This is a genomic window from Ruminococcus sp. XPD3002 (genome assembly GCA_900119535.1).
Taxonomy (GTDB): Bacteria; Bacillota; Clostridia; order Oscillospirales; family Ruminococcaceae; genus Ruminococcus; species Ruminococcus flavefaciens_H.
The window spans coordinates 15,587-33,449 of the sequence record FPJT01000001.1; the positions used below are offsets into that span (position 1 = coordinate 15,587).

Sequence of the window (17,863 nt, forward strand, 5' to 3'; positions counted from 1 at the left end):
AGCTATGCTCTGAATAAATATTGAGAGGAGAGTTGTACTATGTTCAAAAAATTCACATCGGGACTCCTTTCGGCTGCTATGGTCTTAACCGCAACAGCAGTACCGATAGCTCCCGCAAATGTAAGCGCAGCTTCTGATTTTAATTACGTTGACGCACTCGATAAGTCGCTTTTCTTCTATGAAGCACAGCAGGCCGGTCCGCTTCCTTCATGGAACAGAGTTGAATGGAAGACTGATTCCGCTATGCAGGATCCTGTTCTCGGCGGATGGTACGATGCAGGTGACCACGTAAAGTTCAATCTTCCTATGTCTTATTCAGCTTCCATGCTGGCATGGGGACTTTATCAGTATCCCGACGGCATTGAAAAGTCAGGACTCAAGCAGACTTACGTAAACAACCTTGAATTCGTGCTCGATTACCTTGCAGAGTGCGATAAGGGCACAGAGGTAGTATATCAGGTAGGTATCGGTAAGGACGACCACACATGGTGGGGCCCTGTTGAGCTTCTTGAATACGGTATGGAGGATAACTCACATTCTGTAGCAGAGTCCCGTGCTGCACTGAAGTCCTCAAAGGGCTGTTCAGCAGTATTCGGTGAAATGGCAGCTGCTCTTGCAGCAGGTGCAGCAGCTCTTGACGGCGATATCGATGCTTCCAAGAAGGCTGATTACATCAAACACGCAGAAAATATCTATAAGATAGCTAAGACATCACCAAGTGATGATGTTTACAATAAGAGCGATGCTCAGGGCTTCTATCAGTCCAGCCACTTCTATGATGAGCTCTTCTATGCAGCAAACTGGCTGTACATAGCTACAGGCGATAAGGGATACCTCAGTGATGCTGAAGCATTTAAGCCTAAACTCGGTAAAATGCTCGGAGAAGGCGATACTCCCGCTTACGGCTGGTGCCATTGCTGGGACGATAATATGCAGGGCGGTATGCTGCTCTACGCTATAAACACAAACGATGCAGACGCTATAAAGCATGTCAAGAAGCACTGCGACCGCTGGGTAAAAGGCGAGGAAGCTAAGATAATCCCTGGCGGACTCCGCTGGCTCAGCGACTGGGGTTGCCTCCGTTACGCTAATGCTGCTGCATTCATCGCAACTGTAGCAAGTGATACTATCCTCCCTTCAGAGGAAGCAACATATTCGGAATTCGCTGAAACTCAGGTAAATTACGCTCTTGGCGATAACCCGAGAAAGTCAAGCTACGTAGTCGGCTTCGGTGAGAACTATCCTAAGAATCCTCACCACAGAACTGCTCATGGTTCATGGAAGAATGACCTTGCTATTCCTGCTACAAACCGTCATATCCTTTACGGTGCTCTGGTCGGCGGTCCTACTCAGAGCGGCGGTTACGAGGATGACCGTCAGAACTACATCAACAACGAGGTAGCTACAGACTATAACGCAGGCTTCACTGCAATGCTCTGTAAAATGGTAGACAAGTACGGCGGTACAAAGGATCCGAACTTCCCTCAGCCGGAGGCACATGACGGACCTGAATTCTACGTAGAAGTTCTTTCAAAGGGCGGCGATTCAAGCGGTCAGACAGTAAGCTTCAAGCTCACAAACCACTCAGCATGGCCTGCAAGAGTTCAGGATGACCTTTCATTCCGTTATTACATGGACCTCAGCGAGGTCAAGGCAGCAGGCAAGAACCCTGAGGATCTCGTTATCCGCTGCGACCGTGACCAGTCCGCAATGTATGCTTCAAAGGGCTACGGTACAGCAAATATATCCAAGCCTATCCAGTACAGCGGCGACATCTACTATGTAGAAGTTACTCTCAAGGACGGACGTGCAGTTCTTCCTATCTCAGAGGGACAGCAGCAGTGTGAGATACTCATTGCATTTGTAATGCCTGATTACGGCAGCGGCTGGGATTCATCAAACGACTTCTCAGCTCAGGCACTGGGCAAGACAGCTAAAGGCACAGACGGTTCAACAGTAGGCGTTATGTCTCCATACGTTCCTGTATATATCGACGGCAAGCTTTACTACGGTGAAGAGCCTGACGGAACAAAGGCAGACGGTCTCGGATCAACAGGATCCAGAACTCCTATTGTAGCTACAATTCCTGCAGTAACACCTGTTACAAAGCCTTCAACTACAACTCCTGTTACAACACAGGCAGCAACAACTGAAGCAGTAACAACACCTCCTGCAACAGTACCTGCTGTTACTACACCTGCTATAAATGAGCCTGAACAGCCGACAGATGCTCCTGTAACACCCAGTTCAGGCGAGGTTCCCAACAAAGTTGAAGATAATATTGTTTATGGTGACGCTACTTGCAATGGTGAAGTTGATCTTTCGGATGCGCTCCTGATACTCCAGTATGTTGCAAACAGCAAGAAGTATCCTATCACAGATGAAGGAATCAAAAACGCCGATGTATTCAACAGAGGCGACGGAATAACTGCTATGGATGCACTTTCTATCCAGAAGCTCGATTCTAAGCAGATAACTTCACTTCCTGAATCTGTAATGCAGTAATTAATATTAGCTGAACTGATAAGAGCAGTGCTCTTACAGAAGCTTTTACGTATGTTTTTGAGGGAGACTTTTTAAGTAAAGGTCTCCCTCAATCATTTCAGAACCTTTGCTTTAAATTTTCAGCCTGACAGGGTGCTTATGTAAAACTATCAGTTTTAGTTATACTATAAATGAGTACCCTGTCAGGCTGAAAATTTGGGGCAAAAAGTCTTTGGAAAGGGGTTCGGGGAAGAACCTTTCCTCAGAAAGGTTTTCCCCGATAAACATATATAAAGCTTCTGTATGAGTATCAACCTTATCAATTCAGCTTTTTTTCAGTTATCATTCATAGAGGGCATAACCGTCAGCACGGGAAGTTTTTACCAGTTCGATCTGTTTCTGTATCACGTTTGGATCGTCTATCCATTCGTTTTCGCCGACAGCACCTGCCCACTGATCGTATTTTCCCTGTTTATAGGCAGCAAGTCCGATAACGAGAGATACGCCGCTGTTACCCACAAGCTCCTCCCACTGGCGGAGAGTCGGCTCAAATGGCAGTGTAGCATTGTTGAATCCGTAGTATATCTGAGGGATGATATAGTCGGCGTAGCCTTTGTTTCCGCTCCAGAGCTTCACATCTGCGTACTGTGTGTTATAGTTGGCATCGATGTTTCCCTGCGGACTTATGCCGAATCGCAGATCATTGTTTCTCGATTTGACTGTATCGTAGAGCTGCTTTACAAAACGTGTGACGTTATCTCTGCGCCACTGTGCAAGGTCGGAAGCACCGCTTGCTTCAAAGGCATCACGGTCGAAATCGGGATCGGTGGTGGGATAGAAATAGTCATCGATGTGGATGCCGTCCACCTGATAGTTATCGAGTATCTCTGCGGCAGCGGCTGATATAAAGTCGCTGACCTCGCTGTATGCGGGGTTAAGGTAATAACGTCCGTTGACCTCACGGACGAATCCGCTTTCGGGAGAATCCGCCCACTGTTTTGTAGTGTAGCCGTCGGGAAGTGCGGACATCTGCTGAACGGTCTGAAGGCGGAGAGGGTTCAGCCACGCATGAAGTGAGATGCCGAGCTTGTGAGCTTCATCGATGGCTATATCAAGCGGATCGTAGCTGCCGTCCAGAAAGACTCCCTTCGGAAAGAGCTTAGACTCGTAGTATGCGTCGCCGTTGGGATGAACGTGAAGGTAAACGGTGTTGACTCCCTTGTCCAGCGCATCGCTGAACCGCTGACGTATCAGACGGCGGAAATCGTCCTCAGAACGTCCGTACATTAGTTCCTCGAACTCCATGTATGGTATCCACAATCCTGTCTGACGGATGTAGTTTATGGGGGAGTAGTTTCCGCTTTCCTCTGTTGTTTCCTGAATGCTGCTTTCAGATGAAGAGGGGATCTCGTTCAGCGGCACACTGCACGATGAAAGGCAGACTGCGGCGGCGAGAGACAAAATGAGCATTTTTTTCATAATATACCTCCGAAAAAATATTATCGGATAATATATATGCCTGTACAGTTAAGATTATTTCAATAATCTTCAGGTATGATATAAAATGTATAAATATATACTGTTCCCGATTGAAAGCATCTCAGATTTTTCTGTTTTTAAGTACTTTTTAATCATTGATGTGGTATTATGATTACAGGAACTATCGGGACACAGCAGGAAAGACGGTGATCCTATGTTCAGAAAAATATCAGCGCTTATCGCTTCGGCTGCACTGCTTCTAAGTTCGGTGTCATGCGGAAACAAGTCCACAGGTGATATAAAAGCCGATGCAGGAAGTCTTACAGTGACATTCCTTGATGTCGGCAAAGCGGACTGTATGGTCATATGCACAGAAAACGGAACTGCAGTCATAGACTGCGGCGAAAAAGGCGACGGAAAAAAACTCGTGAAGCTCCTTGAAGAGCAGGGTATCGATACGGTGGATCACCTTATCATAACCCACTACGATAAGGACCACGTCGGCGGTGCGGCAAAGCTGATAAAGAATATGGACGTAAAGGACGTTATGGCTCCTGATTACACAGAGGAGAGCGCCGAGACTGAAAAATACAACAAAGCGCTCGATGACAAGGGGATAACTCCGCAGCTTCTTCACGAGGACGTTACCTTCACTATGGATAACGCCGAGTTTACGGTCTATGCTCCGAAGAAGGACTTCTACGGAGAGGATAACGACAACGATTTCTCACTGGTTACCAGGATAGTTCACGGAAATAACACTCTCCTTTTCACAGGCGATGCAATGGAACAGAGACTTGACGAAATAATGGATATAGGTCCCTGTACCTTCCTTAAAGTGCCGTATCACGGCAGAAAGCTGGATAATCTTCCGGACTTCCTTGATGCGGTAAAGCCGAAGTGTGCTGTTGTATGCACTTCTTCAAACGAGTTTGCTTCAAGTACACAGAAGGCGCTGAAAGACAGGAAGATAGCATTCTATTCTACCTGTTTCAACGGACAGATAGAGCTTGAAAGTGATGGAAATGAGATAAAAATAACCAAAGAGAAGGGATAAAATGATAGAACTCATCCTTGATTCGATCGACGGACCGACTTTGTTCATATGGCTGTTCATGCCGCTGTATTTCATAGGCTTCCTGATACTTCACAAGCTCATCGGGGAGAAAAAGGCGTGGATATGGCATCTTCTGGGAGTTCTTCCAGTTATTGTGTTCATTGTTTTCTATGGAATGAATTACACTAAGGGTGATACTTCCTACAGTTCGGGAAGGTATATGTTTTCGGGTATCGCAGCCCTGTGTATACTGGTATTTTCTCAGATATCGCGGATAAAGCGGATATTCACCTCATCGGCTATAGTATCGGGATTTCTGGTTATGGCGTTTTCTTTCGGAACCGTTCTGGCAGTAATGGTATCGGGGGACATGAAATTCTATAACTATACACGTATGGACTGGGCGGAATCACTGGATAATGCAATAACGACACTTGACAAGCAGTATGTTCTCCGCGACCATAAACAGCTGGATTTCGAGGCGATACGCTCCGAACTTGTACCCCGTGCAGAGAAAGCGCAGGCCGGGAACGACAAAGCGGAGTATCTTAATATACTTTACGACCTTTGTTATGAACTCCACGATGGTCACGTAAGAGTGGCATGCAGCGATATGGATGCGTATTCCGAGGCTATATCACTCCGTGCAGGAAACGATTACGGACTCTCAATGGTAAGGCTGGAAAACGGTGAATTCATTGCAGTCTGTGTGGATGAGAGAAGCGAAGCGTTCAAAAGCGGCATAGAAAACGGTACTGTAATAACCGAGTGGGACGGAGTCCCCGTTGAAGAAGCTGCTGAAGCGGTAAAGTGCTATATGCCGAGAATGGCGTTTTCTTCCATAGAGAATGAGAGGTTCATGCAGCCGATATTCCTTGCAGGAAGAGGCGGAGAGACTGTTGAAGCTACTTTTATTGACAAGCAGGGAAGAGAGAAAACAGTCCGTCTTGAAAAGAGGGGCAGCTATTCAGGCAGACTCACGGCAGCAGCAAGTCCCTTTATGAGAAAGGGGACACATGATAACTTCCATGCGGAAATGCTGAATGACAACTGCGGATATCTCAGCATAACAGTTGAGCGCAATGACGATATCAAGGATTTTATCGCATTTGCAAAGGGCGAATATCCCGAAATAAGGGACAAAGTCAGGAAACAGCTCAAAGACCTTGAAGCTCAGGGCATGGACAGAATGATAGTAGACATACGCGGCAATGACGGCGGTATGGAGGACATAGCAAATGCAGTCATATCGCTCTTTACCGATGAGGAGTTTTACGTTAACGCAGGCAGACTGGCTGACAAAAAAGTACGTTCCACACATAAAGTCAAGGTCGGATGCAGCGGAGAATTCAAGGAACTGCCTGTAGTGGTGCTTGTGAATCTTGACTGTGCAAGCTCGGGCGATGTACTGGCGTACAGGTTCGCAAAATGTCCGAATGTGCAGATAATGGGCATGACATCAACGTGGAACTGCGCACAGGCTGTAGCAGGAAATATCAAGCTGACGGATTCCGAGTTTGATATAAGTTTCGCCTCGATACTGACGCTTGGGGACAATGATGAGATCATTATCGATGCAGGTCCCGACAGACACAGCTCCATAGCTCTTGATGTGAGGATACCTCTGGAAAAGGACTATGTTCTCGGTCTTTACAACAGCGAAGAAGATGTTGAATTGCAGTATGCGCTTGACTACATAGAGAATAATATGAAGTGATAGGACAGAGAAATATAATATTTGATCATCGTGGGAGACCTTTACGCATGAAGGTTTCCCACGAACTTTTTTCAATTATTTATCCTAAGCAACATATGTAAAATTCATGTATCTACAGCTTTAATATGCATCATCTGTTCGGGCGCCGACCTTGACTTTATACTCTTTCTGCTGTATAATAAATGCGTACTCAGTAACCGCCTAATGGCGGTTACTGTCCCGAACTGCGTTCGGGATGCGCAAATTCTTTATAAAATAGGAAATTTGCGCATTGCATTTCTTTATATCATGCTCATTTTGACCTTTGACAACTTAAAATTGGCTGTATTCAGTTTATTTAGTAGATTTTAAGCTGCTGAGCAGATATTAATTAAGTTTAACGAATTATTTTCCGTCAGGAGGCGCTTATGGAACTGAAAATAATAACTCCCTCATCTGCTGATGCGGAAGCTATGGATGTGCTTAACCGACAGGCTTTTCCCGATAACGAAAGACTTGATACGGACGACCTGTTCCTGTATGCAAAAGAGGGAGAGCTTGAAATACTCGGTATTTACACCGAGGAGGGATTCTCAGGCTTCCTTATAATGCGTCCCTTTGAAAAGATAGCGTATATAGCGTATTTTGCAGTCTGTCCCGAGAAGCGGTGCAAGGGTATCGGAGGAAAGGCGCTTGCTGCTCTGAGGGAATATTATCCCGAACGGCAGATCGTTGTGGATTTTGAAGCTCTCGATGCTGATTCACCGAACAATCCTCAGCGCATAAGACGCAGGGAATTCTACTACAGGAACGGTTTTTATCCTACAGGCTGGTATCAGTTCTATATGGAGACTGAGTTCGAGATAGCCTGTTCCGGACCTGTTTTTGACAAGGAGTCCTTTGATGCACTGCTTGCGGCGATACATAAAGCGGCTCCCGAATTCGATCCCCACCCCTACAGGAAAGACTGATATTATAATAAGGATGGTTTAGCATATATGATAGATATAAAACGGATCTTATCCGCAGTTCTGATGTGTACTCTTTGTACTGCTTTGCAGTCCTGCGGAGAAACGATAGATCCTAATGAGAGCACTGCCGATGCGGCAACGCTCTCGGAGCTTGAAGAATGGGACAGAATAAAAGAGGCAAAGAAAAACGGTACAACTTTAGCTCCTGCATCCGATGAAGAGACGGAGTCAAAAGCGGATGATACATCGTCGGAGACAGTCGAAGTACAGGAGCTTTCCGCAGATAAGGGCAACATCTACGATGTTAACGGAACTCTCCTTATGCAGACGTCCGGAAGCGGTGAGAACGCCTACAGAAGCGCTCCCGATACCTACAGAGTACCCTTTGCGAATATACTGAATTCGCGCTCGAACGGACTTGATGCGATACTTGATAAAACGCTCAGGCAGAAGGACACATCCGTAAAACTGACCTACGATGCGGACATCCAGAACTCGATTTACAGATACATGGAAAGCGTGAACATGGTGGGTTCCGTAATAGTTATGCGTACCGACGGTTCGCTTGTGGCGGAGGCATCCTACCCTTCATACGATCCCGATACCTACGGCGATGCGGACGATTCCGCACTTACAGGCTACTACGGCAACAGGGCGGAACAGCCTGCCACACCGGGTTCGACCTTCAAGATAATGTCCGAGGTGCTTGCACATAAGCACGGTATCGACTCGCTCTATGATGACGGCGCATGGTACGCCGACGGCGGACTTATAACGGACTGGGATTATGATACAAATCCTGCCTATCCCATAGAGGAGCGAACTCGTTATTCCGCTTTTATCAACTCCAGCAACGTGTTTTTTGCAAAGTGCTTTGATATCATCGGCACTGATGCGGTTATCGCAGACCTTGGGGATATATTCCACTACGGTTCGCCGATCAACTGCGATTTTGGTCCCGTGACCAGCAGTCTCTACATAGAAAATGCAGACGACCTCCGCAGGACAGCATTCGGACAGGCAAATGCACTCGTTCAGCCGATGTACCTTGCGGCAGTTACCCGTGAAGCAGTGTTCGGTGATATGGTAACACCGTTCACACTGATGAGTACAGTCAAGGGAAACGATCCCTCAAAGGTCAGGGACAATGGCACTCAGCCCGAGATAGTGGCGTCCATACCCTCAGCCTATCGTCAGGACCTTCTTGACGGCATGCAGGGAGTCGGTTCGGACATAGGAGTTTACGCACCCGAGGGATATACATTCTATGCAAAGACAGGTACAGCTGAGACAGGTTCGGGAGTAAATATGTATATCGCAGGCTGTCTGCGGAGCGCTTCCGATGACGGCGGCATAAGATATCAGGGATATAACGGCTATGCAGGCTCGTATGTCATTGTGACACAGCTTCAGAACGGAGACGAGTTCGGCTACAGGTATGCAAGCGAGTCCGCAGGGATGTACCAGAATATAGTGAATATAGTTACAAGTTACTGAAAACAGCCATAAAGGAGCATTACACTTCTTTATGGCTGTTATTTTTATGATGATTTTGTGGGGAGCGTTTTTATTATCTTTGCGTCAAGACGCTGTATAGCAAGAGCATCGAGGGGAGTAACTCCGCCGCCTGCATCACAGCAGTCAGCGTTTATCAGCGCCTGTCCTTCTATCTTGTACTTGTTTTTGTTCGCAACGAACTGGAGTATCAGCAGGGCATCTGAAAGGGTTGCATCTCCGTCGAGGTTTGCGTCGCCGTATACAATAGTATCAGCCGCAGGAGTTTGCGGTTCGGACTTTGCAGGTGCAGGACCGAGAGACTCGAATTTGATTCCGTATTTCTCTGCGTATGCTTGTGCTGTTGAACCTTCATAGCCTTTTATTACGCCATTGTATGCAAACCCCCAACCGGTTGAAAAAGTATTGGAAGCAATATATGGGAAATAAAGGTATTCAGGCGAATCAAATAATTCACATTCAGGATTTAATATAGTTATTGATTCAAGAGAATTACAAAGACCGAACGCACCGCCGCCAATACTTGTAACAGAATCCGGGATTATTATTGATTCAAAGTTGTGACACGCGAAAAACGCATCATTTCCTATACTTGTAACAGAATCCGGGATTGTTATTGGTTTGAGAAAATTGCAGCTGGCAAACGCACCATCTCCGATAATTGTAACAGAATCCGGAATTGTTACTGATTCAAGTGAAGAACAGTAATCAAATGCACCTCCGCCGATAATTTTAACAGAATCGGGAATTACGACATCACTTGAACATTTTGTTCCGTCGAGAAGTATACCATTAAAAACAAACAAAGGAGTTTTATCAGTGTTATCATCAAGCCATTTGGTTGAGGAAAAAGCATTTCTTCCTATGTTTGTCAGAGAATCAGGGATCGTTATTGATCCGAGAGACTTACATCCGAGAAACGCATTGTCTCCGATATTTGTAACGGAATCAGGGATTATTATTGATTCGATAGAATTACATCCGGCAAACGCACTATCTCCAATACATGTAACTGAATCAGGGATAGTTATTGATTTAAGCATGCTGCAATTTTCAAAGACACTTCTTCCAATACTTGTAACCGAATCAGATATAGTTACTGATTCAAGTGAAGAACAGTAATAAAATGCTTTGTCTCCGATATTTGTAACAGAATCCGGAATAGTTATTGATTCAAGTAAAGAACAGTAATCAAATGCACTCTCTCCAATACTTGTAACTGAATCAGGAATAGTTATTGATTTAAGTGAAGAACAGTATTCAAATGCACTATCTCCGATACTTGTAACAGAATCAGGTATAGTTATTGAATTAATATATCTGTTATTTTCAAATGCATTGCATGCAATACTTGTAACTGAGTCAGGGATCTCTATATCACCTCTGCATTTTGTTCCGTCGATAAGTGTACCGTTGATAATAAGCAAAGGATCTTCATCAGTTTTATCATCGAGCCATTTGGTCCCATAAAACGCACCATCTCCGATACTTGTAACCGACTTCGGGATAGTTATTGATTCAAGAGATTCGCAACTATAAAACGCATGATTTCCAATGCTTGTAACTGAATCAGGAATAGTTATTGATTCAAGAGATCGGCAATAAGAAAATACAGAATCTCCGATACTTGTAACAGAATCAGGGATTATTATTGATTCGAGAGAATCACACCCGTAAAACGCTTCATCTCCGATACTTGTAACGGAATCCGGGATTATTATTGATTTGAGAGAATCGCACCATTTAAATGCACCTTCTCCGATACTTGTAACAGAATCAGGGATAGTTATTGATTCAAGATATTCGCAATAATAAAATACGTAATCTCCGATACTTGTGATCCCGTCCTCAATTATTATGGACTGTATTTGTACATTCTGCATAAAAGGCGCAGAATCATAACCTTCGTTATAATCATACATATCTCCTGTGCCGCTGATAGTAACGTTACCCTGTTTGTCGAGAGTGTAAGTGATATTATCACCGATTTTTCCTCTTGGGGGTACATACACAGCATCAGCCGTTATCGATATTTCGGGCATTTCTGACGCAAAGGGAGCTGTTCCTCCGCATATAACAGACAGTGCAAGGACTGCCGCGATAAATTTACTGCATTTCATCTTTCATCCTCCTTAAAGATAAATCTATATAATATCAATGTCTGCTCAACAATTTAAAATCGGCTAACTACAGCTTGTTTTACCCGAAAGGTCAAAATGAGCTTGACATAAAGAATTTGTGCTCCCCGAACATTGTTCGGGGCAATAACCGTCTAATGGCGGTTATTGAGTACACATTAATTATACAACCCACATAAAGTACAAATGTTAACCTTTTGTGAATGTTTGACGTTTTCGCCTGTATTTCGGCGCTTGCACCAAGGCATAATATCAAAAATCGTAAAAAATACCAGTGAGAAAAATCGATACCATTTTCGTATAGCCAAAAAGCCGGTTATATTTTTTATTCTTTTTGTTGATAAAAAGGGTGAGAAAAAAGGCGGAGTTTTACGTCCGCCTTTTACCTTGATTCAGAATAATCCGAGCTGATACTTCTGTCTGAGTATCCGGTAATTATATATCATGTAATGACTAAAATCAATGCACTTTTCCAGTTTCAGCGCCTTGCACAACTGTACTGGTTTGGCGCTGTATAAACTGCACAGCAGTTTTTATTGCGTTAAAAAACAGCCACAAAGCGTCGTGCTTTATGGCTGTTGCGGATTATTCTTTTTTGAATCTCAGTCCCACACATTCGTTGGAAGAAAGCGTGAAGAAAACTGCGACAGTGCAGATAAGTGAAACCGCATAGAGAAGGACTACGAGAGCCATGCTTCCGTCATGCTGCGGTATCAGCACCGCACCTATCAATTGGACGATTCCCGATATCAGGTAAACGACCGAAGCTATCGACTTTATGAAGCTTACGCCTGTAATGAGACCTGCGGCGGAGAATACCATAGCAATGCAGATGTACATAGCGAAGTCCTGCATGAAACCTGCCATGCCTTCAGCGCCGTTCTTGTAATCGAGTCCGAGGGCGCCTGTATAGAGAAGATAGAAAGCGATCGCGCCGATAATGCCGACTATTGCAAGAACTATGCATATCTTAGCGCCTTTTGCAGCCTTTTCGAGACGGATCTCATCTTTGAGCTCCAGCATTTTGCGGAGACTTTCTTTTGAATCCTTCTGATCGGGAACGAGCTGTGCAGCAACAGCTTTCTTTTTAGCCTCTGCCTTTGCACGTTCGAGGTCCTCGTCCACGTACTTTGGTTTATATGTAGGAGCTTCAGGCTCTTCATCAAGTACGGGAGCGGTTACGGGAGCCGCAGGCTTTGGAGGTTCTTCCTTTTTCGGAGGCGGAACATAATTGTCCTCATCCAGTACAGGAGCGGCTGCTGCCGAAACAGGAGCGGAAGCACCAAGCTGAGAGCGGCGCATATCGATTATCTGCTGACGCTGCTCCTGAGGAAGGGTATCGAAAACGCTCTTCTGCTCGGGAGAAAGACCGTTGATTATTTCCTCATCGGTCATAACGAGTTTTTCATGTGATGCTGAGTAGTTGTCGTCGTCGAGGACGGGAGCAGATACGCCTGTGGGAGCGCCTTTCTTGTCATTTCCGCTGTATGAATAGCTGTCCATATCATCCAGAACGGGAGCAGATACACCTGTCGGACCGCCTTTTTTGGAGGAAGGAGCAACATAGTCCATATCATCAAGGACAGGGGCAGTTACGCCTGTGGGACCGTTATTCTTGGGTGCAGGAGCGGTATAATCCAGCTCATCGAGAGAATTGCCGCCGTAAATGTTATCGTCATTCATGATATCACCTCGTTTTTAAATATTGATCAAATGCTTTGTTTCCGCCTGTTGACTGATAGGAGTAGTAAGAGAGGATATTGGTGGCATCGGCGGAAGAGACAGCTCCGTCGCCGTCGGTATCTGCGGCAAACAACTGTCCCTCGTTCAGACCTGAGAGCTTTCCGACAGAAACGCTTGCGTATGAGGAAAGCACTATGGTAGCATCTGAGGAATCTATTTTACCGTCGGCATTAAGATCGCCGAGACGGAAGATTTTTCTGCGTGAATAAGCAGTAAGAGAAACAGGATTATCGATATAGAATTCACCCGAATCGAAGGGGGAATATACAGGGGACTCCTCGTGTTCCCAGAGACTTGTATAGTGGTTCTGCTGGCTGTAGGAATCGAAATCCGAAGTTCCTCGCAGATAGAACAGGTAATTGGATTTGCTCCTGCCTGTATCCCATGTCGGATCGAGGTAGTAGAAAGCCTCGCCTATCCTGACTATGTTCCATGCGTGGTTTTCAAGGTCGGTATTCCCTGGAACTACTCTGCATTGCAGACCGCAGTCGGTAAGCATTCTGTAAAGGAGAAGCGCATAACCCTGACAGACCGCTTCTCTGTTTATCAGAGCTCCGTAAGCGGAGAAAAGAGTGCGGTTATTTTCGTCGGGAACATCGGGATAGCGGACGTTGCTCGTTATATATTCGTATATCCTGCTTATCTTATCAAGATCGCTGATATTGTTCAGATCAAGCTGAGCGTATACTTCGGAAAGCTTTTCCGTTACGATCTGCTCCTGTTCGGCTGATGAATTGTAAGTGAAGCTGAAATGTATGATAACTTTTCTTCTGTATCTGTCTGTCTTTGCCTCATACTGATAGCTTGAAAGACTCCAGCGGATGTAATCGCCTTCGGTGCCGATACCTGTTTCTTCAAGGGCGAAGTTGATGATATCGTTAACGTCCTTTTTTTCCTTTACGGCATCAGGTATGATCTCCAGTTCGAGCTCGTCGGCTCTTTCGGCCATTTTCTGTCGGAGTATATCTCCTGCTTCACGTTTTGCGGAATCGGTATCTGCCGCCATGATCTCGTTGAAGCTAATATCGTCCGAGACGCTGAATGCAGCAGCATTTTCCGCAGGAAGCGGGATAAGTACAGTAAGAGACAGCAGGACAGCTGTGAACAGTTTTCTGAACTTCATGATGTTATTGCCTCCTTATATTAAGGAAGAAGGGAGGATTTATCTTTCGATGATCTGTGATCTGTCGGGACCAACTCCGACCATGCCTATATGACAGCCAACCATTTCTTCAAGTGCAGAGATATACTTCTTGCAGTTCTCGGGAAGCTCATCGAAGCTTCTGCACTTTGAGATATCCTCGGTGAATCCTGGGAATTCCTTGTATACAGGCTCACATCCTTCGAGCTCTTCGAGAGTAGCGGGGAAGTGTTCTGTAACAGTGCCGTCTGGCATTTTGTATGCTGTACAAACCTTAAGAGTATCGATATTTGCAAGTGTATCAAGCTTGTTTATAGCAAGGCTGTCAAGACCGTTTACTCTTACAGAGTGACGAACGATAACAGCGTCGAACCAGCCTGTTCTTCTTGGTCTGCCTGTGGTAGTACCGAACTCGCCGCCGACGTTTCTTATCTGATCGCCGATCTCGTCATCGAGCTCTGTTGGGAAAGGTCCCTTACCTACACGGGTAGTATAAGCCTTTGCAACACCGATTATGTTTGTAATGACCTTAGGACCTACGCCTGTACCTACGCAAACGCCTGCAGAGAGGGGATGCGAAGAAGTAACATATGGATATGTACCGAAATCGATATCGAGCAGGGTAGCCTGAGCGCCTTCGAACATGATGGTCTTGCCTGCCTTGTGAGCCTCGAAAGTGAGAACAGAAACGTCAGCCATGTAAGGGAGAAGTCTCTTTCCGTACTCTGTATACTCCTTTGTAACAGCATCGAGGTCGAAAGCTTCGCCGCCGTATACCGCAGTGATTATCTTGTTCTTGAGCTTGCCTGTGGACTGTATCTTTTCAGCAAGCACCTCTGGATGAGTAAGGTCGTACATTCTTATGCCGCAGCGCTCATACTTATCCATATATGTCGGACCGATACCTCTTTTTGTAGTACCGATGTCTTTTCCGCCGCGGAAAGCTTCGGAAAGACCGTCCAGAGCGATGTGCCAGGGCATAACGATGTGAGCGCGTGGATCTATTTTAAGATTGTCGGTGGATATGCCTCTTGCTTCGAGACTGTCCAGTTCGCCGATGAAGTCCTTCGGATCAAGAACTACACCTGCGCCGATAAGGCAGAGGGTGTCCTTATAGAGAATACCCGATGGTATAAGGTGGAGCTTATATACCTCACCGTTATTTACAACAGTATGACCGGCGTTATTACCGCCCTGTGAACGAACTACTACATCAGCGCGGGAAGAAATGATGTCAATGATCTTACCTTTTCCTTCGTCGCCCCACTGTGTTCCGACTACGATATTTGCAGGCATTATGTTTCCTCTTTTCATAATAATAATTAATTGTGCAAAAGCACACTTACAATTTATTATATCACAACCGAAAAAGGATTTCAAGTAGTTTCACAAGAAATTCACCATGTATTGTTCCATTTCTATATTTTGCCGAATTGACGATTGTATATTAGGTAGAATCTACAGCGTTTTTCTTTACTTTTAAGCATTAACGTGATATAATTTAACTTGTACGGAGGGGCTATCCGTGCAAATGATATAGGATTTTTGGAGGTATTTATTATGAAAATCAGAAAGACAGCAGCAATCATTATCGCAGCCGCATCAATGGGAGTATCCCTTGCGGCACCTTACAGCGCAGCAATGCCTGTGATGCCCGTTTATGCAGTTGAAGAGAGTGAATACAACTTTGAAGAATATGCAGCAGCACAAATAGAATCAGGTAATGCGGACGGCGTATACGAAGGTATACTTTATAAAAAAGGAAAAGAAGAAAATGGCAAAGAGTATGTTGATATAGTTGATGCTGATGCAGAAATGCCGGATGTTATTGTTCCCGGAGAGATAGAAGGACTTCCTGTAAGGTTCATTGAATTATACAATGTAACAGGAAATATAGTCCTTCCTGATACTATAGAAGTTCTGGACGGAGCATATTTCCCAAATGCCAAGTCGATAAAGCTTCCGAAATCGCTTAAGAAGATCGCAAACAGCACATTGCAAAACTGTTATAACATTAAGTCTATAGAGATACCTGATACTGTTGAAGAGATCGGAGATAATTGCCTGAACGGCTGTACAAGTCTTGAATCAATAGAGATACCGGGAAGTGTAAAAAAGATAGGAAGTGCATTTTTAAATGGATGCACAAGCCTTGAAAAAGCGGTTTTTGATGAGGGCGTTGAAGATATAGGTTCCACTCCATTTGAAGATTGTAAAAACCTTAAATATGTGTCGCTCCCATGCAGCTTAAAAAATATTCATACGGAATATCAAGAACTGAATGTTGAGACTCTTGAGATAGGGACAAAAGGCTATTCTGTAGATGAAGACGGATATTTTGAAACTGATTTAGGATGGTTTGTACTTGATGGATTTACAGGACCAAATCTGAAAAATATAATCATTAAAGAAGGTTCTGAGTTTATTCCGCCTTTGAAAAATCTTTCGCAGGAAGTTATAGACAATATGGTCATTCCAGATAGTGTTACTGCAATATGGGTTTTACAAGGTGATTACGAATCTATAACTATACCAAAGCAGATCGAATATATTGGTGAGGTTGCTATGAGCAATAATCCGGCACTTAAAGAAGTAAAATTTGAAGACGGATTTAAGGGGACAATATCAGGAGGCGCGTTTTATGGAAGCAGTATAGAGAAGTTAGATATCCCTGAGGGGGCAATTATCAGGGGCGCCGGTGGATGTGCAGGTTTAAAAGAGGTGTCTGTACCGATAACAATGTTTACACTTAATGATGAGGATTATATGGAGCATGAGTTTGATAAATCATTTGAAGGTGATATTCCTTTTGGCGCGGCGTTTGGTGTACATTCAGATTTGAAAGAATTGAAAAAGGTTACGATAAAGAATTCTTCTTCTGATAAGGAATATGTTCTGTATAATTGCGGTTTAAATAACCTTGATGCTCTAAAAACAGTTGTTCTTCCTGAGGAAATTACAAAGATAGGTGATAGTGCATTCTGCGACTGCAAATCACTTAAAGAAATAAATATACCTGAAAGTGTTACAGCAATAGGTGATTATGCTTTTGTTAACTGCACTTCTTTGGAAAAAATCGAAATTCCTGACGGTGTTAAAGAGATAGGTGAAAGCGCTTTCGGCGGCTGTACTAATATCAAGAAATTTAATATTCCAGAGAAAGTCAGTGCTATAGGCAACGGTGCTTTTTATGATTGTATTTCGCTTGAAGAAATCAATATACCTGAAGGAGTAACAACGATCAGCACTTATGCATTTAAAGGAGACTCTTCGTTGAGGAATATTGCTCTTCCAAAGAGCCTGACAAGCATAGAAGAAAATGCATTTTCTGAAAGCGGTATAGAGAAGATAGATATTCCTGAAGGAGTATCTGTCATTGGAGGATCAGCATTTGCAAAATGCAAAGACCTGACTGATGTAATTATACGTAATCGTGAATGTGAAATTGGAGATATATTAGGTTACTCGGTTAATGATATCGTGATCCACGGCTACAAGGGTTCAACAGCAGAGAAGTTTGCAGAAGATAATGGAAATAAATTCATCCCTCTTGACGGCGATGAATCAACAGTTATCGGCGACGCAAACCTTGACGGAGATGTCAGCCTTGCAGATGCACTTCTGATACTCCAGCACGTA

The 17,863-nt window shown here is 44.5% G+C and carries 11 protein-coding genes; 6 read left to right on the forward strand and 5 right to left on the reverse strand.

Annotation, left to right across the window (positions count from 1 at the left end; translation table 11 throughout):
* Positions 1–39: 39 nt before the first annotated feature.
* Positions 40–2,505, forward strand: coding sequence for a glycoside hydrolase family 9 protein (locus BT127_RS00075; RefSeq protein WP_075422990.1), 2,466 nt, complete (start codon positions 40–42; stop codon positions 2,503–2,505).
* A gap of 321 nt (positions 2,506–2,826) precedes the next feature.
* On the opposite strand, the gene BT127_RS00080 is transcribed toward BT127_RS00075, so the two are convergent.
* On the reverse strand, positions 2,827–3,963 hold the full coding sequence (locus tag BT127_RS00080; protein ID WP_075422991.1) for a glycoside hydrolase family 10-like protein: 1,137 nt from the start codon (positions 3,961–3,963) through the stop codon (positions 2,827–2,829).
* A 214-nt stretch (positions 3,964–4,177) separates the two neighbouring features.
* Between BT127_RS00080 and BT127_RS00085 the strand changes: the two genes are divergently transcribed.
* From BT127_RS00085 to BT127_RS00100, 4 genes are all read left to right on the forward strand, one after another.
* Complete coding sequence (locus BT127_RS00085) at positions 4,178–5,020, forward strand: ComEC/Rec2 family competence protein (RefSeq protein ID WP_075422992.1); 843 nt, start codon at positions 4,178–4,180, stop codon at positions 5,018–5,020.
* A gap of 1 nt (position 5,021) precedes the next feature.
* Complete coding sequence (locus tag BT127_RS00090; RefSeq protein ID WP_075422993.1) at positions 5,022–6,737, forward strand: S41 family peptidase; 1,716 nt, start codon at positions 5,022–5,024, stop codon at positions 6,735–6,737.
* A 407-nt stretch (positions 6,738–7,144) separates the two neighbouring features.
* Positions 7,145–7,687, forward strand: a complete 543-nt coding sequence (locus tag BT127_RS00095) for a GNAT family N-acetyltransferase (protein ID WP_075422994.1) — start codon at positions 7,145–7,147, stop codon at positions 7,685–7,687.
* A 27-nt stretch (positions 7,688–7,714) separates the two neighbouring features.
* On the forward strand, positions 7,715–9,184 hold the full coding sequence (locus BT127_RS00100) for a penicillin-binding transpeptidase domain-containing protein (protein ID WP_075422995.1): 1,470 nt from the start codon (positions 7,715–7,717) through the stop codon (positions 9,182–9,184).
* 44 nt (positions 9,185–9,228) lie between these two features.
* Here the strand turns inward: BT127_RS00100 and BT127_RS00105 are convergent, their stop codons facing one another.
* The 4 genes from BT127_RS00105 to BT127_RS00120 form a co-directional block, all read right to left on the reverse strand.
* Entirely contained in the window at positions 9,229–11,322 is a 2,094-nt protein-coding gene (locus BT127_RS00105) for a leucine-rich repeat protein (protein WP_075422996.1), read from the reverse strand.
* A 603-nt stretch (positions 11,323–11,925) separates the two neighbouring features.
* On the reverse strand, positions 11,926–13,023 hold the full coding sequence (locus BT127_RS00110) for an MFS transporter (protein WP_075422997.1): 1,098 nt from the start codon (positions 13,021–13,023) through the stop codon (positions 11,926–11,928).
* A gap of 4 nt (positions 13,024–13,027) precedes the next feature.
* A complete protein-coding gene (locus BT127_RS00115) occupies positions 13,028–14,206 on the reverse strand; it encodes a transglutaminase domain-containing protein (protein WP_075422998.1) in 1,179 nt (392 codons plus the stop codon).
* A 39-nt stretch (positions 14,207–14,245) separates the two neighbouring features.
* Positions 14,246–15,520 carry an adenylosuccinate synthase gene (locus BT127_RS00120; protein ID WP_075422999.1) on the reverse strand — a complete coding sequence of 425 codons (1,275 nt, stop codon included), beginning with the start codon at positions 15,518–15,520 and terminating at the stop codon, positions 14,246–14,248.
* Positions 15,521–15,784: 264 nt separating this feature from the next.
* On the opposite strand from BT127_RS00120, the gene BT127_RS00125 reads away from it, so the two are divergent.
* Positions 15,785–17,863: leucine-rich repeat domain-containing protein (locus tag BT127_RS00125; protein WP_175541888.1), on the forward strand; the 2,079-nt coding region annotated here is incomplete at its 3' end.